Origin of the sequence: Paenibacillus sp. PAMC 26794, from assembly GCF_000316035.1 — a bacterium.
Classification (GTDB): Bacteria; Bacillota; Bacilli; order Paenibacillales; family Paenibacillaceae; genus Paenibacillus.
Window position 1 is genome coordinate 76,247 of sequence record NZ_ANHX01000022.1, and the last position, 19,539, is coordinate 95,785.

The window sequence follows — 19,539 nt, forward strand, 5'->3', positions numbered from 1 at the left end:
CGATTATTCCTCCTTCTCATCCCGCAAGAAATAAATCGTATCCAGGCGGAATTGTTCTGCCGCCTCACGCACATCTTCCTTGCTAATATGTTCTACTTGAGCCAACAGTTCCTCAGCCGTTCTTTCTTTGCCAGACAACTGTCGATTGAAGTCATAAGCGATCATCTCAAAAGCAGAATCCTGCATTTCCTTAAGCAGGTTACGGATCATTGCTTTGGTCTGGGACATTTCCAGATCACTGATTGTACCACTTTTCATATCTTCCAGCTGCTGCTTGATGATGGTGACGGCCTTCTCATAATTAGGGATTTCAATCCCGGATTGAATCGTTGCAATGCCCTTATGTCCGTCATATCGCGAAGACGCGTAATACGCCAGGCTTTCTTTTTCACGAACATTGACAAACAGTTTGGAATGAGGATAACCACCGAGAATCCCGTTGTACATTAGTGCTGCGGCATACTGAGGATCTCCATAAGTGATAGATGTACGGAGTCCCATATTGAGTTTTCCCTGACTCACATTCAGTTGCTCAACAACGGTCTCTACTGCCTTATCTCCTCGAACCGCTGCCTGTGTCTGGTAATCGGAGGAGGACGTTCGATCTACATTGAAATGACGCTGAACAAGGTTCTCCACCTCCTCCAGTGTCGTATCCCCCACCACATACAGATCCATACTCGCCTGTTGCAGCCACTCCTGATAAGACGCCGTCAGTGTGTCAGGCTCAATTCCGGGCAGATCCTTTCGCTCACCCAGTGGGTGAAGACGGTACGGCTCGTTCTTGCACATTTCCTCGATACTGCGTTCAGCGGCATAGCGCATTTTATCATTCACGATGGACTCCAGCTTTTTACGAACAGTCTCTCGCTCTGCTTGTACATAAGACGTCCTGAAATGTCCATTCTCCTGTGCAGGTCGTGTAAGAACCTCTCCAAGGAACGCAAATGAACGATCCAGTAGCTGTTCATCCCCTCCAACAAAGGAATCATTAATGGTATCCATTCGGAACTGTACAATCTGGTAATCCCCGCGTTTATAGACGTCAAAACCAAAACCCGCTCCATACAGATGCTCCAGTTGCTCACGAAATTGCGTTGTTTCCGGATAGGACTCCGTGCCACGTCGCAGAACAAAAGGTGCCAGCGCTACTTTGGTTACTGTATCTTCCCGTAAGGGAACTCCTGCATATAGCGATATAGCAAACGTTTTAAAACGTTTAGTCGGAAGCACATGTATACGAAACTCTCTCTTGTTACCTCGTTCGAATCCTGATGTATTCAAATGTCAAAACCCCTTTACGGCGTCATTTATCATGCAATCGTATTAAGCTAAACGTAACAACCATTTTAACCCATTCAAAAGGCAAGAAGCAACCGAAGTCACGCCTTCTGGTTGCTTCTAACATCATCACATGCAAAAAATATGCTGCCCAATTGTTTTCACCTGTGGACGGGTCCAGATCCATTTAGATGTTGCTGTCTTCGGGTTAAAATAATAGAGACATCCGCCGGATGGATCCCATCCATTCAGGGCCTGTTCAACGGCTTTTTTGGCTTGTGCATTCGGCTCCAGATAGATCTGTCCGTCTGCTACAGCCGTAAATGCACCTGGCTGAAAGATCACGCCAGAAGGCGTATTTGGAAAGCTTGGTGATTTCACGCGATTCATAATTACTGCCGCTACTGCGACTTGACCTTCAAACGGTTCCCCCCGGGCCTCACCATATACTGCGTTAGCCATAATTTTGAGTTCATTCTCTGAGAGACCGAGTGCATTGGCAGATCCCATGTTATCTTGCTCTTTATCTGCCGTATTGTTACTACTATCACTTCCACCTGAAGTTTTTTCTTTGTGCAATGGCGTTTCCGTCGGCGACCATTTGGTTGAAGCATTATACAATTTCAGTTTGGTTTCAGCTCCAACGACACCATCGGCTTTCATACCAAATTCGGATTGAAACCATTTGACGGATTTCAGCGTGCTGTTGCCAAAATTGCTATCGATTTTACCATTGTAAAATCCCAAATACTTGAGCCGGCCTTGAAGCTCATACACATCCTGACCGTAACTTCCATATTTCACAGCGTTGCTGCTGAAAGTAGGCAAGGCTTTCTCTTCAACTTGTGGTGTGCTTTGATTCGAACTTTCGGTTGCTGCATTCTCAGGAAGCAAATAGCGGATTCCCAATGCGGACATCAGCAAAATAGCAGTGAAAAGCCATACGTTCATTTTTCGCATCGACTGAGCTCTACCTTTCTCTTGTGGGATTAACAGAATCGCTAAGGTTATTATGACAAGCCTGCTTGCTTCCTATGCACCAAATCATCCGATCATTGGACATCATGGTAAAACTTCAGTCAAATTGTATGACAAAAGCCCCCAACCATTAAGGTTGAGGGCTCGAATCGCCTGAATATTCATGTGCATTACAAGCTACGAGCTTAATTTGTTTTGTTGGTACTCTTCAAGCGAGACCAATACTTCCCGTGGTTTGCTACCCTCGTAAGGACCAATTACACCCCGGGCTTCCATGGAGTCAATTAAACGCGCTGCACGGGTGTATCCTACTCGCATTCGACGTTGTAGCAGAGAAACAGACGCTTGCTTGGCCTCCAGAATAATCTGTACTGCCTTTTCGTATAACTCGTCCTGTACTTCATCTTCAGCCTGAATAGAGTCATCCACCTCAGGTACGAGGGATTCATCATACTGTGCCTCACCTTGACCACGTACATAATTAACAATATTTTCCACTTCTTCATCACTCATAAAAGCACCTTGTACACGAACCGGTTTCGATGCGCCCATTGGCATGAATAACATGTCTCCGCGACCCAACAGTTTCTCGGCCCCACCCATATCCAGAATGGTTCGAGAATCCACCTGTGAGGATACACCGAAGGCGATACGAGACGGTATGTTGGCTTTGATTACGCCAGTAATAACATCCACAGAAGGCCGCTGTGTAGCAATAATCAGATGGATACCGGCTGCACGAGCCATCTGGGCAAGCCGCGCAATCGCATCTTCAACATCTCCGGCTGCAACCATCATGAGATCTGCAAGCTCATCCACAATGACAACAATATAAGGCAGAACAGCCGCAGGATTATCTTTCATCAGATTATTGTAACCTTCAACGTTACGAGTACCTGATTTGGAGAACAGTTCATATCTTTTCTCCATCTCAACCACGATCTTTTTGAGAGCAAGTGACGCTCTCTTAGGATCAGTTACTACCGGTGCCAGCAAATGGGGAATCCCGTTATATACGTTCAACTCAACCATCTTGGGATCGACCATTAGAAACTTCACTTCATCCGGCTTCGCTTTGTACAATATGCTGGTAATAATTCCGTTAATACACACCGACTTCCCGGAACCTGTAGCACCCGCAACCAACAAATGGGGCATACGAGCCAAGTTACCAATAATCGTCTGTCCCGAGATATCTCGGCCAAATGCAATGGTCACTTTGGATTCTGCATCCTGGAACGTTGCTGTCTCCATTACTTCACGCATCGTTACAACCGATACTTCACCATTAGGTACTTCGATACCAATAGCAGACTTTCCGGGAATCGGTGCTTCCATCCGAATATCTTTTGCCGCCAGAGCCAACGCGATATCATCAGTTAGGCTGACAATTCTGCTGACCTTAACACCAATATCAGGCTGAATTTCATACCTTGTAACGGCAGGGCCCCGGACCACTTCAAGCACTTTGGCGCGAACACCGAAACTCTCCAGTGTAGCTTCCAGCTTGCGTGCTGTCTGCATATAATCCTTCTGGTCACCCGCCTTGCCCCCATTATTTGGCTTGGCAAGGAGACGGAATGATGGCAGCTTGTACGGCTTAGGAGGTGGCGGTGGTGGTTTCACCGGTTGTGTGTCCTGCCCTTCAGGAGTTGGAGTATCTGTTCCCTGCATTACATCATTAGGTACTTCTTCTCCACTCTGAATCTCATCCACAGCATTCAACCCGTTCGTACCCGCATCGGATGCAGACCACTCCGTCTCTACCAGTTCATCCGTTATTTTAATGGCATGCTCGCCCTGTTGTACTACGTTCGAATCGGCCAGATTATCCGGGAAAGGATAAGCATCGTCCAGATCATCTTCAATGCTTGCCTCTTCTGTTCTGACGTGCTCGAAAAAGTCTCGAATGATCGGCGCTGAGTTAGGTTTAGCCTGAACAGGAACACGTGATGAAGCTGATTTGTTCGCTACGTCTTCGGTTGCATCCTGCCACGCCTCTAGATTGTGATCTTGTTCGGCGCGGTATACAATCTGTTCTGTTTCTGCCGAATCGACCTCATCCATTTCACGTCCTGATGTCGCCTGTTCCCGTTTAGCTCCCCATTTTCCGAAAAGTTGGAAGAATATGGGCGATTTTCGTTTTGGCAGATGCTGTTCCTCTAATTCATCCTCATACTCGTCTTCATCATCTTCAACAGGAACAGGTACCACTTTACGAGCATTACCTTTCTTCCTGGCATCAGAAGCTGAAGCAGAACGTGCAGCGGGCCTCGACTCCAGCTTCTTGTACATCGAACTCCCAGCATCCCAGATCTTGGTTCGGAATATTCGCATCAAATCCACATAAGATAGACTCGTAATCAGCATAAAACTGATGATAAACATGACAATCATGATGAGTCTCGCCCCAAGGCTGCCGAACAGCCACAGGAAAAGAGCAAATTGCCCAGCTCCGAGATAACCACCACTGATGTCCTTGTTAAGCATGGAGTCCCTCTCACCTGGCGCAGCAGAGGTTAGCAACTCGGTTTGCATATCATTATGTACCTGCGTAATCACAGCACCAGGCTCAAGCGCACCAACCGGAATGAGCTTCTGGTGCATTGCAGAGACGGTGCTCATCAGGGTTAAGGCAAAGACCAGCAATACCAGTCCTGTTTTGCGTGTGGTCCAGCCACTCGGCCATTTCCGGTGAATCATCACCATGAGACCATAATAAATACCAACAAGTGGAATCGCAAAATAAAACTTACCAAGCATCAGTCCGAACATCTTGGAAAGCGAACGTCCAACGGTGGCTTCACCCGATAATGCTATGACAGCAAGGGTAATAAGCACAATCCCGTAAATTTCATATTTTAAAACGCCGCTAAAACCAGCGCCCTTTTTTTTCCTCTTTTTTCTTCTGGCCAAAATCAGGTCACCCCCAGAAGAATATTATACCATACAAATATAATCCGTACATATGTTCTTTTTCTGCTCAATTTGTCTGAATTCGTCGCGTTATGCTGATCCCAAGTTACCTGAAATCGGAATGGTCGAACCCGGCATATTGGCAGGATTGAGATAGGCTTCAAGCGGACAATCCAGTAAACGCACAATAACGGCTTCATTGTCATTCACAGGCCTCACCTGCATTAACAAACCATTCATTTTGATCTCCCTCGTATCTTCGCCCTCTTTCCACATTCCCGACCAGAGTTGTTCAGGAGGCATCACGGTGTATAATGTCATTGGGTATAACCTCCCGCCTGCAGGGTCTGTCTCTTGTCTCCTATGAGCTGATTTAACTGAGCAATGGCTTGTCCAATTCCGCCTACCGCATCCATCAATCCATATTTCACTGCATCTGCGCTTCCTACAGCTGTACCAATATCCCGATTCAACTCACCAGTCTTAAACATCAGTTCTTTGAACATCTCTTCAGAGATATTCGAATGAGAAGTCACGAATCGAACAACCCGTTCCTGCATTTTCTCCATATACTCAAACGTTTGAGGTACACCAATGACAAGGCCGTTCATCCGAATCGGATGGATCGTCATCGTTGCACTTCCGGCAATCAGGGAATATGTTGAAGCTACAGCAATCGGTACTCCAATGCTATGCCCGCCTCCAATGACCACAGTCACCGTAGGTTTGCTTAGAGAAGCAATCATCTCTGCAATGGCCAGACCCGCCTCTACATCCCCACCTACCGTGTTCAAAATGATCAGAATACCTTCAATACGCTGATTCTGTTCTGCGGCCACCAGCTGTGGAATGATATGCTCATACTTTGTTGTTTTATTTTGTGGCGGCAAAATCAAATGCCCTTCGACCTGTCCAATAATGGTCATACAGAAAATATTCGATTCACCTGCTGGCGACTGTGTCTGCCCAAATTGCTGAATAGTCTCTGTCACGGGTGAGATGGCCTTGTCCTCCTGGATCGGAATCTCCGGTGCTTCAACTTCCGGTTGATTGGATCTTGACGCCTGCTTGCCATTCATACGTTCATTCATTTCAATAATCCCCTTCTCCAGAAACATTTAATGTATTTCCTTAGTATGGGGATTTTTCCAACCGCCTTATACCCGCTATATCAAATTGCTTCACATATTGACCCTATTGCAGATCTTCCTGAAAACGCAAAAAAAGCCCCTTCTCTACGAGGAACCGTCCAATATTACTCGTAGAGAAGGGGCGACTGTGTGCCTGAATATATGTTTTTGTTTAGCCTATATTAAACTTCCATAATGATTGGCAAAATCATCGGTCTACGACGAGTTTGCTCATACAGGAAGCGTCCCAGGGCATCTTTAACATTCGTTTTGAGTGAAGCCCACTCGTTAACGTTCTCACTCATCAACTTCTGCAATGTGCTGCTAACGATCCGGTTGGCCTCATCCAGTAGTCCTTCCGATTCACGTACATACACAAATCCGCGAGAGATGATGTCAGGACCGGAAACAATTTTTCCATCCTGTTTGCTCAGTGTTACCACAACAACAAGGATACCATCTTGTGACAGCAATTTGCGGTCACGAAGTACAATGTTACCCACATCGCCTACACCCAAGCCGTCGATCAACACGTTACCTGCAGTAACTTTACCTGCTCTACGTGCTGCTCCACCTTGAATTTCAATCACTTCACCGATATCCGTGATGAAAATGTTCTCAGGTTCTACCCCTACAGATTCAGCAAGAACCGCGTGGCGACGCTGCATACGGAATTCACCGTGAATTGGCATGAAGAATTTCGGTTTCATCAGGTTGAGCATCAGTTTCAGCTCTTCCTGGCTACCGTGACCAGATACGTGGACGCCACTGTTAGCACCGCTGTAATGCACGTTAGCGCCCAGACGGAACAGTTCATCAATCGTACGGCCTACATATTTTTCATTACCTGGAACCGGTGTTGCTGCGATAATGACGGTGTCACCTGGCAGAATGTCCACTTTACGGTGTGTGGAACGAGCCATACGTGTCAGTGCTGACATTGGCTCTCCTTGACTTCCTGTGCAGAGAATCACGACACGATCAGCTGCCATCTTGCCTACTTCTTCAGGTTCAATGATCATGCCATCCGGAATCTCAAGATAACCCAGTTCTGAAGCAATACCAACCACGTTCACCATGCTGCGTCCGATAACTGCAACTTTACGTCCAGTCACTTCTGCTGCATTGATCACCTGTTGGATACGGTGTACGTTGGAAGCAAATGTCGCTACAACAACACGTTGACTAGCTTTACGGAAGATATCTTCCAGAACGATACCCACATTTTTCTCCGATGGTGTGAATCCAGGTTTCTCAGCGTTCGTACTGTCGGACAACAACGCTAACACGCCATTTGTTCCAATCTGTGCCATACGCTGAAGATCTGCATATTGACCATTGACTGGAGTATGGTCGAATTTGAAGTCACCTGTGTGAACAACTGCACCTTCCGGTGTTTCGACACATACACCTACAGAATCCGGAATACTATGGTTAGTAGCGAAGAACGATGCTTTCAGAACAGATCCAAGTTGGATCTCGGAATCAGCATCAATCAGAATACGTTTTGTTTCACCCAGCAAATTCGCTTCTTTCAACTTGTTTTCTACAAGTCCAAGCGTAAGTCTTGTTCCGTATACAGGAACATTCAGATGTTTGAGAACATATGGCAGACCACCAATGTGATCCTCATGTCCGTGAGTAAGAATGATTCCTCTTACTTTGTCACGGTTCTCAGTCAGGTAAGAAATGTCAGGGATGACAATATCAATACCAAGCATATCTTCTTCCGGGAATTTAAGACCAGCATCTACGACTACAATGTCGTTGGCGTATTGGATGACGTACATATTTTTACCAATCTCGCCTACGCCGCCCAAAGCAAAAATCATCAGTTTATCGTTATTATTTTTCTTAGACAAATGAATCTAAACCTCCTATGGTAGTTGGACGTCGTACCTTATTATTTATTGTAAGTTAAGAAAAGTAGTCCATACATCACATACCCACCTATCGGGATGAATGCAAAAGAACACCTTTATTCACGATATTTGGAAGAAGTTCTTCGAAGTTATTCCCTTTGACCAACAAGTTGGATTTGAAATTTCCTCTTAGCCGTTCCTTCCTTTTTCACCGCAAAGCTACACCACGAAACGATGTCGCTTTCAATTTCAAAAAAATACCGCACCCAGTCACTTGACATCATTATACATGATTAAAAACAAAAAAAACAAGTCACTCTCTCGTTAACCTGTAGGTTTCCCCTTAGCAGTGGAAAAGAAACCTCACATTACTCGTCAAAAAAAGAACCGCAGCCTCTACGAAGAGGAGCGGTTCTTTTGCTGTTCTGAAGGATATTCCCATGATTAATAAAATAGTCCATATACAACCAAAATGCTTACAAATTAAGCAGACCTTTGATATAATCCTGCTCCTCTTTCGTTGGAGGAATAAGGGGCAATCGTACGGAGCCAACGTTCAAACCACGCAATGTCAGCGCATATTTCACCGCTACCGGGTTCGGTAGAGGTTGTGGACAATCAAACAGGCCTTTAAACACAGGGAACAGCTGCTGATGAATCTGAGCAGCCTGAAGAGGTGATCCACCATAGAACAAATCAATCATTTTTTTCATCTCTGCCCCTACAACATGACTGGCCACACTGACAATTCCATGTGCGCCAACCGCAATCGCTGGTAAGCCTGAAGCATCATCACCGGAATAGACTCTGAAATGTTCTGGAGCACTTGCTGCAATCAGCGTAACCTGCTCCATAGACGCACATTCCTTCGTAGCGACGATGTTAGGAATCTGTGCAAGACGAAGCGTTGTCGCTGCTGACAGGCTGGTTACTGTACGCCCAGGCACGTTGTAGAGCATAATTGGCAGCTTGGTGGAGCCTGCAATCGCTTCAAAATGTCTGAACAAGCCTTCTTGGCTAGGTTTGTTGTAATACGGAACAACCAACAATATGCCATCCACTCCGGCACGTTCAGCTTCCTGTGTCAAATGGATGGAATGTGCCGTGTTATTGCTTCCCGTTCCGGCTATAATTTTGCACCGACCGGCCGCATGTTTCACTGCAAATTCGAATAATTGAACTTTCTCAGTATCACTAAGTGTTGGAGACTCCCCTGTTGTTCCAGAAACCACAAGCGTCTCCGACTTTTGATCTACAATCAGATAGTCGATTAGACGTGCCGTTTCCTCCCAATGAATCTCTCCTTGTTCATTGAACGGAGTGACCATTGCTGTAATCAATCTTCCAAAGTCCAATTCGATTCCTCCTTCAAAACAGGTTTGGCTCCTCTAACTTCATTTATTTACAAATGAAGTTCGAATGAGGCGTGAAGTGCCCTCAGGGCCTGAACCATATCTTCTTTTTTTACGAGTACCCAGATCGTTGTATTCGAATCTGCCGATTGCAGGATCTGAATGTCAGCCAGTGTCAAGGACTCCACGATTCGAGCCATGATTCCAGGTACACCATTAATGCCTCCGCCAATGACGGACACTTTGGCACAACCGGACAAGCTTTGTGGCTTGAGACCTATCTCCTGCAATACCTGTATGGCTTTCTCGGAATCACTGTCAAAAACCGTATAGACAACTCCCGAGGGGGTAACATTAATAAAATCAACGCTGATTGAATTCTCAGCCATGGTTTTGAACACTTTTAGTTGCAATCGATCTGCACCACCAGGCACATCCACCGTAATTTGCGTTACATTGCTCACGTAGGCGATGCCTGTTACATAACGGTCAACAATGCCTGTCTGCACATCCTGGAATCCTTCCGGATGCGTAACCAGCGTTCCTTCCGTGTCTGCAAAAGTAGATCTTACGCGCACTGGAATCTGGGATTGCATCGCAATCTCAACCGCACGTGGATGGATTACCTTGGCCCCGTGGTGGGCCATGTTACAGATCTCTGCATAACTCACAACAGTCAGTGGACGTGCATCCTCAACAATTCGCGGATCAGCGGTGAGTATCCCGTTCACATCTGTGTAGATATCCACCATTTCAGCACGTAATGCTGCACCGAGAGCTGTAGCTGACGTATCACTTCCCCCACGACCCAGTGTCGTGAAGTCTCCGTTCTCTGTCTGCCCCTGGAATCCGGTTACAACAACGACACGGCCAAGCTGAAGCTGCTCCAACACACGAACAGGACGGACATCCAATATCCGGGCATTCCCGAAATTGTCGTCCGTCACAAAACCTGCTTGTGCACCGGTCAGCACTGTAGTTGGAATGCCTTCATGTTCGAGTAAACTGCTCAAAGTTGTCGCCGATATGATTTCACCACAGCACAGCAGTAAATCCTTTTCGCGTGCGGATAGTGCGTTTCCGTTCTGTGCAGCCCAGTCCAGCAACGTATCGGTCGCATATGGCTCGCCGCGGCGCCCCATCGCAGACACAACGATGACCAGACTCAATCCTGCTTCAAGTTCACGTTTAACATGACGGAGCACATGCTCTCTCGCCTGAACAGTGGAGAGAGACGTGCCTCCGAATTTCTGTACCATGATACGCATCTTTATTCCTCCATTTGTGTACGCAAGAAGACTGGACACGGGTCAAATCAACAAATGGATCACTCTAGGGAGCGTTCTGATGCGATAATTTCAGCATTTTATACGGCATTCCATGCCGCTCCTTGTTTTTTTGTAATTGTCTGGGACAATCGCAAATCAAAGGTCGCGGTTGTTATCGAGGTCATGACGCATACATTCACAATAGACCTCTCCCGCTCGCTTAACCTGTACTGCCCGCAAGCAGGAATGCCTTATAGACAGGAACGTGGACATAGTAGCTGTTCAATCCAGCATATCGTCCCCCATGATTTTCTTTGTCTCTCGAACCCTTCTTCATTTCTCCAAGCGCATAAACGTCGTCACCAAATCATTGTTCCATCAAGCCTGTGAAGAACGCTCCACAATCATCGGCTGCAACTGTTTGCCCTCAAGAGCACTCCAGCAAGCCTCTGGAATCAATTCCATTTTGGCGACTAACGAGTTTGGTTTTTTCACTGGATCGTCCTGCCCAAATGGCACAAAATACAAGTATTTGGCCACGAGCAATTTGGCGATATTCGCAGCATTCAAGCCCAGACCGTCATTCGTGGAAATCGCGAGCACAAGCGGACGCTGATTGCGCATCTGCGCTTTGGCTGCCATTAGCACTGGACTGTCGGTCATCGCATTAGCCAGCTTGCTTGTTGTATTCCCTGTGCATGGAGCAATAACAAGCACATCAAGCAGCTTGGAAGGCCCTAATGGCTCCGCTTCAACAATTGTAGAAATGATATCATTACCTGTTATATCTTTCAACTGTTTTTGCCAATTTTGCGCCGTACCGAAGCGTGTATCCGTCGTCAGAACCGAATTCGAAATAATCGGAACAACGTTGGCACCTTCAGCCACGAAGCGGCTAATTACCGGCATAACCTCTTCAAACGTACAATGAGAACCCGTAATTGCATAACCTACCGTTTTTCCCTGCCAGTTCATGATTTAACCTCCCGTGCGTTCTGTTCTTCCAAAAGCAAACGGATCAACGCGTCGGCAATAATGCCGCCAGCCGTTTTGGGAGCAACAATGCCGGGGAGGCCTGGCGCAAGTAGCGCTTTGATACCGCGTTTGTCGGCATACCTGAAATCACAGCCGCCAGGAGCGGATGCGAGGTCGATAATGACAGCCTTTTGCGGCATTCTGGACAGGATTTGTGCTGTGATTATCATAGTCGGTATCGTATTAAAAAGCAAGTCAACTTCCCCGGTCTGAGCGGCCAAATCCGTTGTCATGAAAGGCTTCCAGCCCATTATTGTAGCGCGAGCAGCATCCTCTTCCCGCCTGATTCCCACCCGTACATTTGCTCCAAGTCCCTGCAGTGTTTTGGCCATTGTGAATCCTGTTCGACCAATGCCAAGCACAATGCATTCCGAACCATGGATTGTGAAGTCCGTCTCCCGAATAGCTATGGCGATGGCTCCCTCAGCTGTTGGAATAGAGTTGTAAAGTGCAATATCATCACGATCAAGTACTTCAACAAGTCGCAGCCCATTTTCAAGACAAAGTTCGCGCAAGAACGGCTTTGCCATACCTGTGAACACAATACAATGCTCTGGTAATGCTGCAATATGTTCCTTTTTCAAATAGATCGGTGTGTCACTGAATGAAGTACTTACTTTTCCCTGCTCATCGCAACCGACAACAGGCAGTACGAGCACATCTGCGGAAGCAAACACTTCATCCTCCAGTTCCTGGTGCTCGATCCCTGGAATGGAACGTTCTATTTTATCGAAACCCACCACACTTACCGTTGCATCCAGCTCAGCGCACTTTTGAATGACTTCAAGCTGCCGCGCATCTCCGCCCAGGACTACAATCCGGACTCCAGTCAGCATCGGGACGTCACTCCTTTCACCACATGTATGCCTTATCGTATGCAGGGGCCCACAGGGGGGTGAAAACAATAATTGTATTCCACCGTCCGTTTCTCGAATGTAAAAAAGAGCCGCCCCTGTCAGGGACGACTCTAAAGAATAGGTATATTTACGCTGCTTATTTCCCGGTATGACCGAATCCACCTTCGCCACGTACCGTTTCCGAAAGTTCATTCACTTCCGTCAATTCAACCGCAGGCACGGTCTGGAAGACGATCTGTGCGATGCGCTCTCCCCGTACAATCGTGAACGGTTCCTGACCCAGATTAATCAACAGAACTTTAACTTCTCCGCGATAATCCGCATCAATGGTCCCCGGTGTGTTGAGGCAGGTAATTCCATGTTTGAAAGCCAGTCCGCTCCGAGGACGGATCTGTGCTTCCAATCCAGCTGGCATTGCCATCGCAAGTCCGGTAGGAATCAGCGTACGCTGACCCGGCTGCAATACAACGTCTTCCTGAAGTGCAGCTACCACATCAAAGCCGGATGCGAGCTCCGACATTTTTTGAGGCAGTTTAATATCTTCATTGCCCGGCAGTTTCTGTATTTGAACGTAATGCAACAAAATCATCCCTTCTCAATCCAGCGATCGTCTTATCTGAAGCGCCAACCATAGCAAGTGCAAAAGGTTCAGCAAACATCAGATCAAGTACCGCGTTAATATCGTCCATGGTAACTTGCTCAATTTTGGTGATCATCTCATCCAGCGTATGGTGTCTGCCCAGCATGAGCTCGTTTTTACCCAGACGATTCATGCGACTGCCTGTGCTTTCCAAGCTCAGAATCAAGCTGCCTTTCAGCTGTTCTTTTCCTTTACGAAGTTCATCTTCGGACAAGCCGTTTACAGCCAGGTCGCCCAGAACCTCTTTGGTCAGGTCGAGTACTTCTTTGGTCTGTTTCGGTGCTGTACCCGCGTATATCGTGAAAAGTCCGCTGTCTGCATGAGAGCTATGATAGGAATACACGGAGTACGCAAGACCCCGTTTCTCACGAATTTCCTGGAACAGTCTGGAGCTCATGCCTCCACCAATGGCGTTATTCAGAACAACCATAGCGAATTGCAGCGGATCTCCGATTTTACAGCCCGGGAACGAGATACAGATATGATTCTGTTCCGTTTTCTTTTTGTGAAAGAGCTGTCCGCTTTGGAAGGCTGGCATCGTGACTGCTTCCGTTACTCCATTTACATCAAAAGCACCAAAATGCTTTTCCATTAGATCGATTACACTGTCATCAATATTGCCTGCGATACTAATGACCGTGTTCTCAATCGTGTAGTGCTCCTTCATATATGCACGCAAATGGCTGGAATCCATCGCTTTGAGACGTTCTTCCGTACCCAGGATTGGGTATGCGAGTGGATGCTCACCATAGGCGGCCAAGGCCATCAGATCATGAACCATATCATCAGGCGTATCTTCATACATCGAGATTTCTTCCAGAATGACGTTTTTCTCCTTGACCAATTCACCATCATCCATTTTGGAGCGGAAAAACATATCAGACAATACATCAACCGCAATCGGCAAATGTTCATCCAACACTTTAGCATAATAACACGTGTATTCTTTGGAAGTGAATGCATTCACGTTACCGCCAATCGCATCGAACTGATCCGCAATCGCCTTGGCATCATAACGATCTGTCCCCTTGAATAACATGTGTTCAATAAAATGTGATACTCCGTTACTTGCAGGTTGCTCATTGCGCGAACCTGTCTTGACCCATATTCCGAAAGACACAGAACGGCAGGTCGGTATCTGTTCCATGACAACTCTGAGGCCATTGCCCAGCTGAATTTTTTTCATGGTTGGCCCTCCTACATCTCTATAATTGCCTTGATCTCAACCTTGAAATTGAAATCGACATTTGGTTCCAACTTTTTGATATTAACAAAAAAACAACGTTCACTCAACCGCAGAGGTATTTACACGTTCAGAAGACAGCGTCTCACTTACTGTTCCGAGCACCAGACCTTTGGCCCGTATGGATTGAATCATGCCCTTTAAAGCTCCCGAAGAAGCAGCTGTAGGGTGCATTAGTATTAACGTTCCAGCCTCGGTATTTTTAGCGATTTTGGCAACAACGGCATCCGGGCTTGGCTTACGCCAATCCACAGTATCTACTGTCCATAACACAGTGTGCAGTCCCATGGATGAAGCAATGTCAACGGTCTTCTGATTAAAGTCACCGGAAGGCGGAGCAAACCAACGATTCTCTACGCCCAGTGTTTTATGGAGCAGATCCTGGGTTTTGCTAATTTCCAGCTTGGCCCGTTCTGCACTCAATCGACTCATATTAGGGTGAGAATATGCATGATTGGACATCTCATGCCCACGCTTCTGAATTTCTTTGGCCAGTTCAACATTTTTGCTTAACCAACTTCCATCCAGAAAAAAAGTAGCCTTCACTTTCTCGGCATCGAGCGTATCCAGCATCGGTTTAATGTATTCGTCCCCCCACGCCACATTAATCATAAAAGAAACCATCGGTTTGTTTGCATTCCCCCGATAGATCGGATGTGCACCCAAATCCTTAAGCTGGATCTCCGGCTCAATCTGACGGTAGACATACGCTATTTTGGTATTCAACGTTCCACTCAGCGCCTTCCGGTATGTCGCTTCCACATCAATCTCCATGCCATTATAACCAGGAATCGCTTTCCATACCCGATCCACTCTGGCATTTACCGGAGCAATTTTCGTTTCAGCCGCTTTATCCCGAATCGCAGACAACAGCGCATCTTCTCCAGTTGCCTCCTTAAACATGTCAAAAGCATTTTTTGTACCTGGCCCATCACGGATCTCCGTAATGTATGTACGTACACTGCCAACTTGTCCGATCAATATGACCGCAGTCACACCCGCCAGAACAGCCGCCAGCTTTTTGGATTGGTTTCCCACAGCTCCATCCTCCCGCCGTCTTTGTCCCCATCATATGAGGACAAGGGCGAAATTATGAATAGAAAGCCATGGTTCCATTCATGCTTATTATATTTAAACGTTAAAAAAAGAGCCAGAAATTCACATTCTGTCTCTTCATTCAATCTATCCATTTATAACCTGTCGCTTCGGTATCCTAGGATTGAGCCGGAGCTTCAACAGTCAAAACTGCTTTACGGGACAAGTTGATTCGACCTTGTGGGTCAATTTCCGTTACTTTTACCGTAATGGAATCACCGATAGCTACAACATCTTCCACTTTGGCAACACGTTCAGTTGACAGTTGCGAGATGTGTACCAGACCTTCTTTGTTCGGAAGTACTTCAACAAATGCACCGAATTTCTCTACGCGTTTTACTTTGCCGACATAAATCTCGCCGACCAATACTTCGCGCACAATACCTTCGATGATCGCTTTGGCTTTATCATTCATCTCCTGGTTAGAAGAAGCGATAAAGACACGTCCATCCTGTTCAATATCAATTTTAACACCGGTTTCTTCGATGATTTTATTGATAATTTTACCACCTGCACCGATCACATCACGGATTTTGTCCGGATTGATATGCATCGTTGTAATTTTAGGCGCATATTGTGATAACTGCTCACGTGGAGTTTTCAAAATTTCGTTCATTTTGCCCAAAATGTGCATACGACCTTCTTTGGCCTGTGCCAATGCATCAGACAAAATTTGACGATTAATACCATCAATTTTAATGTCCATTTGAATCGCGGTTACGCCTTCTGGTGTTCCTGCTACCTTGAAGTCCATGTCACCCAGGTGATCTTCCATACCCTGAATATCACTCAGAATGGATACATGATCACCATCTTTGATCAGACCCATAGCCACACCCGCAACCGGAGCTTTGATTGGAACACCTGCATCCATCATAGCTAAAGTGCTGGCACAGATACTTGCCTGAGATGATGAGCCGTTGGATTCCAGAACTTCAGATACCAAACGAATCGTGTACGGGAAATCTGTTTCGGAAGGGATCACTTTGGAAAGAGCGCGCTCACCCAGAGCACCATGTCCGATTTCGCGACGACCTGGAGCACGCAATGGGCGCGCTTCACCTACGCTGAATGGCGGGAAGTTATAGTGATGCATGAATCGTTTTGTTTCTTCAAGACTGATTCCGTCCAAAATCTGAACATCACCCAGTGCACCAAGTGTACAAACGCTAAGTGCTTGCGTTTGACCGCGCGTAAACAGTCCTGTACCATGTGCACGTGGCAGCAGAGATGTATCACATTCAATTGGGCGAATTTCAGCAAGTCCACGTCCATCCGGACGAACTTTATCATGCGTGATCAGACGACGCACTTCTTCTTTGACGATATCGTGCAGAACTTCCTTCACGTCTTTGAGCAATTCCGGACTTTCAATATATTTCTCTTCAAAGTGAGCAACGGTTTCGTCATTCACTACATCGATTGCATCTTGACGAGAATGCTTCTCGGCGATTTTAACCGCTTCGACCAGACGAGCGCTGGCGAATTCACGCACACTGCTGTTAACTTCAGCATTAACGGTACGCAACTTAACAGCCATTTTTTCTTTTCCAGCAACTTGCACAAGTTGTTCGATTACAGCAATAATATTTTGGATCTCATCATGTCCAAACATGATTGCTTCGAGCATCACTTCTTCCGGCACTTCGTTTGCTTCGGCCTCAACCATCATGATGGCATTTTTGGTTCCTGCAACGACCAGTTCAATATCACTGACTTCAAGCTGTGCAATCGTTGGGTTAATGATGAACTCGCCATCAATACGTCCAACTTTCACGCCACCAATCGGTCCGCTGAATGGAACATCCGAAATGCTCAATGCTGCTGATGTACCAATCATTGCAGCGATTTGCGGTTCGCAATCCTGATCCACACTCATAACGATATTCAGAACTTGTACATCATTACGGAAGCCTTCAGGGAACAAAGGACGAATCGGACGGTCCGTCAGACGGCTCGAAAGAATCGCTTTCTCACTTGGTCTGCCTTCACGTTTAATAAATCCACCCGGGATTTTACCTACGGCGTACAATCTTTCTTCATAGTTCACCGTTAATGGGAAAAAGTCCAGATCTTTCGGCTCACTTGATGCTGTCACGGTACACAATACCACGGTATCCCCGTATGTTACCTTAACGGCAGCATTAGCCTGCTTGGCCAAACGCCCGGTCTCAAGCGTAAGCTTTCTTCCACCAAGCTGCATTTCAACACGCTGTTCCATGAAACCCCTCCTTTTATTCGTTCCTAATTCAATGGATTCTGCATATTCACAGTATTTCCTGCTTGTCCTGCATTCATTAGCTATGTATGGAACTTTCAACATGCTAACCTGCACAACAAAAGCTCCTCACGGAGCCCCATCTACAAATATATGGCAACATGTTCATCTACAAAACAACCCGGCTGTAAGTTCCGCTTGTCCTTTTAGACAAAAGAATGACGGATAACAGCCAGGTTGGTTTTGAAAACATGTACGATAATTAACGACGCAATCCGAGTTTTTCGATCAGTGCGCTGTAACGTTTAACATCTTTGTTTTTCACGTAAGCCAAAAGCTTACGACGTTGACCTACCATTTTCAAAAGTCCACGACGTGAGTGGTGGTCTTTCTTGTGCGTACGCAAGTGGTCTGTCAAACTTGTGATGTTTTCCGTAAGGATAGCAACTTGCACCTCTGGAGATCCTGTATCGGACTCGTGAGTTTTGTGCTCGTCGATCAGTTGTTGTTTACGTTCTTGAGTCAATGCCATCCTGTTCACCTCCTTCAATATAATCGCCATTAGCCTCGTCACCGCCGGTGAGAGCAAGCAACCAAGCCAAGGTTAATGTTGTCTCATTGGACAACGTAGTACAGTATATCATAATTGCCTAGTTAAAGTAAATGTAAACATGCATTTAATCCTGAACCTTTAAGATAACAAGCGACCGGCAGTTAATGCATCTTCACGAATCTGGCTAATTAATGCATCAATGGAGTCAAACTTTCGTTCTGCACGAATATAGTGAACGAGCTCAACCTTTAGTTCCTGGTCATATAAGTGTCCATCAAAATCAAGCAGATGCACTTCGAACGTAGGTTTCATCCCGCTTTCGTGAAACGTAGGTTTCACACCGAGATTCATTACGCCATGCAGTTCCTGTTCGCCATACTGCACACGAACAGCGTAAACACCCTTCGACGGGGTAACGTAATGATCCGTGAGTTCAAGGTTGGCTGTAGGAAATCCAATCGTTCGTCCACGCTTCTCCCCGTGAATGACGGTTCCTCTGATGCTGTAAGGTCGGCCAAGCCACTGACTGGCCTCATCCATCTCCCCACGCTTCAACAGGCCACGAATAAGAGAACTGCTCACTTTTTCACCATTCAGCAAGAAAGGAGGAACGGTTTCCACCGTCATCTCTCCTTCTCCCAAAGTACGAAGAAGTTGTTCGTCCCCTGCACCCTTGTGACCAAAACGGAAGTCAAAACCCACCACCGCTGTTCTTGTCTGAAGAGGAATCAACAGGTCGTGTACGAATTGTTGCGGCATCAACCGTGAGAAATCTTCATTGAACTCCACCACATAGAGTACATCAACGCCCATTCCTGCCAAGATGTCTTCTTTATCTCTCAAGGGAGTTAAATAACCCTCGTAATCCCCTTTGCGCATAACTTCCTTCGGATGTGGATGAAAGGTCATGACCGCTGCCTGCATGCCCGTTTCCCGCGCAATGCGGACAGCTGATAAAATGACACTTGCATGTCCGAGATGCAGTCCGTCGAATTGACCAATCGCAAGCACTTGGGGCAGTGTGCTCAGCTCAGTCGAATGTAACGTCTGCGGATAGGTTAGCATTACGGTTTTCACAATCATTCACCTGCATTTCACTAGATAGGCCAAG

Annotated in this window: 16 protein-coding genes; all 16 read right to left on the reverse strand. The window is 46.5% G+C overall.

Features of this window, described 5'->3' with window-relative positions; genetic code table 11:
• Positions 1 to 3 precede the first annotated feature (3 nt).
• The gene (locus D829_RS0111920) at positions 4 to 1,284 is read right to left on the reverse strand and encodes a pitrilysin family protein (protein WP_017689122.1); all 1,281 of its coding nucleotides are present in this window, start codon (positions 1,282 to 1,284) and stop codon (positions 4 to 6) included.
• A 126-nt stretch (positions 1,285 to 1,410) separates the two neighbouring features.
• Positions 1,411 to 2,241, reverse strand: coding sequence for a spore cortex-lytic enzyme (gene sleB, locus D829_RS0111925; RefSeq protein WP_017689123.1), 831 nt, complete (start codon positions 2,239 to 2,241; stop codon positions 1,411 to 1,413).
• A 195-nt stretch (positions 2,242 to 2,436) separates the two neighbouring features.
• A complete protein-coding gene (locus tag D829_RS0111930; protein WP_017689124.1) occupies positions 2,437 to 5,175 on the reverse strand; it encodes a DNA translocase FtsK in 2,739 nt (912 codons plus the stop codon).
• A gap of 90 nt (positions 5,176 to 5,265) precedes the next feature.
• On the reverse strand, positions 5,266 to 5,496 hold the full coding sequence (locus tag D829_RS0111935; protein WP_017689125.1) for a YlzJ-like family protein: 231 nt from the start codon (positions 5,494 to 5,496) through the stop codon (positions 5,266 to 5,268).
• On the reverse strand, positions 5,493 to 6,266 hold the full coding sequence (locus D829_RS0111940; RefSeq protein ID WP_223869123.1) for an ATP-dependent Clp protease proteolytic subunit: 774 nt from the start codon (positions 6,264 to 6,266) through the stop codon (positions 5,493 to 5,495). The genes D829_RS0111935 and D829_RS0111940 overlap by 4 nt, the downstream gene beginning before the upstream one ends.
• A gap of 221 nt (positions 6,267 to 6,487) precedes the next feature.
• Positions 6,488 to 8,167 (reverse strand): ribonuclease J, encoded by a 1,680-nt coding sequence (locus D829_RS0111945; RefSeq protein WP_017689127.1) that lies wholly within the window; start codon positions 8,165 to 8,167, stop codon positions 6,488 to 6,490.
• Between the two features lie 476 nt (positions 8,168 to 8,643).
• Complete coding sequence (gene dapA / locus D829_RS0111950; RefSeq protein WP_017689128.1) at positions 8,644 to 9,522, reverse strand: 4-hydroxy-tetrahydrodipicolinate synthase; 879 nt, start codon at positions 9,520 to 9,522, stop codon at positions 8,644 to 8,646.
• Between the two features lie 47 nt (positions 9,523 to 9,569).
• Positions 9,570 to 10,787 (reverse strand): aspartate kinase, encoded by a 1,218-nt coding sequence (gene dapG, locus D829_RS0111955; protein WP_017689129.1) that lies wholly within the window; start codon positions 10,785 to 10,787, stop codon positions 9,570 to 9,572.
• A gap of 378 nt (positions 10,788 to 11,165) precedes the next feature.
• Complete coding sequence (locus tag D829_RS0111960; RefSeq protein ID WP_017689130.1) at positions 11,166 to 11,762, reverse strand: dipicolinate synthase subunit B; 597 nt, start codon at positions 11,760 to 11,762, stop codon at positions 11,166 to 11,168.
• Positions 11,759 to 12,658, reverse strand: a complete 900-nt coding sequence (dpsA, locus tag D829_RS0111965; protein ID WP_017689131.1) for a dipicolinate synthase subunit DpsA — start codon at positions 12,656 to 12,658, stop codon at positions 11,759 to 11,761. The genes D829_RS0111960 and dpsA overlap by 4 nt, the downstream gene beginning before the upstream one ends.
• A 157-nt stretch (positions 12,659 to 12,815) precedes the next feature.
• Positions 12,816 to 13,262, reverse strand: coding sequence for a dUTP diphosphatase (dut, locus tag D829_RS0111970; RefSeq protein WP_017689132.1), 447 nt, complete (start codon positions 13,260 to 13,262; stop codon positions 12,816 to 12,818).
• Positions 13,222 to 14,505 carry a pitrilysin family protein gene (locus D829_RS0111975; protein ID WP_017689133.1) on the reverse strand — a complete coding sequence of 428 codons (1,284 nt, stop codon included), beginning with the start codon at positions 14,503 to 14,505 and terminating at the stop codon, positions 13,222 to 13,224. Before D829_RS0111975 ends, dut begins: the two co-directional genes overlap by 41 nt.
• Positions 14,506 to 14,604: 99 nt before the next feature.
• Positions 14,605 to 15,600, reverse strand: a complete 996-nt coding sequence (locus D829_RS0111980) for a polysaccharide deacetylase family protein (protein WP_017689134.1) — start codon at positions 15,598 to 15,600, stop codon at positions 14,605 to 14,607.
• Between the two features lie 175 nt (positions 15,601 to 15,775).
• On the reverse strand, positions 15,776 to 17,878 hold the full coding sequence (gene pnp / locus D829_RS0111985) for a polyribonucleotide nucleotidyltransferase (RefSeq protein ID WP_017689135.1): 2,103 nt from the start codon (positions 17,876 to 17,878) through the stop codon (positions 15,776 to 15,778).
• Positions 17,879 to 18,137: 259 nt separating this feature from the next.
• A complete protein-coding gene (rpsO, locus tag D829_RS0111990; RefSeq protein ID WP_017689136.1) occupies positions 18,138 to 18,407 on the reverse strand; it encodes a 30S ribosomal protein S15 in 270 nt (89 codons plus the stop codon).
• A 159-nt stretch (positions 18,408 to 18,566) separates the two neighbouring features.
• On the reverse strand, positions 18,567 to 19,493 hold the full coding sequence (locus D829_RS0111995; RefSeq protein WP_152417018.1) for a bifunctional riboflavin kinase/FAD synthetase: 927 nt from the start codon (positions 19,491 to 19,493) through the stop codon (positions 18,567 to 18,569).
• Between the last annotated feature and the right edge of the window lie 46 nt (positions 19,494 to 19,539).

Coding starts and splice junctions, on each gene's coding strand:
- sleB (WP_017689123.1), bottom strand. CDS start 2,241: ATGCGAAAAATGAACGTATGGCTTTTCACTGCTATTTTGCTGATGTCC.
- D829_RS0111935 (WP_017689125.1), bottom strand. CDS start 5,496: ATGACATTATACACCGTGATGCCTCCTGAACAACTCTGGTCGGGAATG.
- D829_RS0111940 (WP_223869123.1), bottom strand. CDS start 6,266: ATGAATGAACGTATGAATGGCAAGCAGGCGTCAAGATCCAATCAACCG.
- dapG (WP_017689129.1), bottom strand. CDS start 10,787: ATGCGTATCATGGTACAGAAATTCGGAGGCACGTCTCTCTCCACTGTT.
- D829_RS0111960 (WP_017689130.1), bottom strand. CDS start 11,762: ATGAACTGGCAGGGAAAAACGGTAGGTTATGCAATTACGGGTTCTCAT.
- dpsA (WP_017689131.1), bottom strand. CDS start 12,658: ATGCTGACTGGAGTCCGGATTGTAGTCCTGGGCGGAGATGCGCGGCAG.
- D829_RS0111975 (WP_017689133.1), bottom strand. CDS start 14,505: ATGAAAAAAATTCAGCTGGGCAATGGCCTCAGAGTTGTCATGGAACAG.
- pnp (WP_017689135.1), bottom strand. CDS start 17,878: ATGGAACAGCGTGTTGAAATGCAGCTTGGTGGAAGAAAGCTTACGCTT.
- rpsO (WP_017689136.1), bottom strand. CDS start 18,407: ATGGCATTGACTCAAGAACGTAAACAACAACTGATCGACGAGCACAAA.
- D829_RS0111995 (WP_152417018.1), bottom strand. CDS start 19,493: ATGCTAACCTATCCGCAGACGTTACATTCGACTGAGCTGAGCACACTG.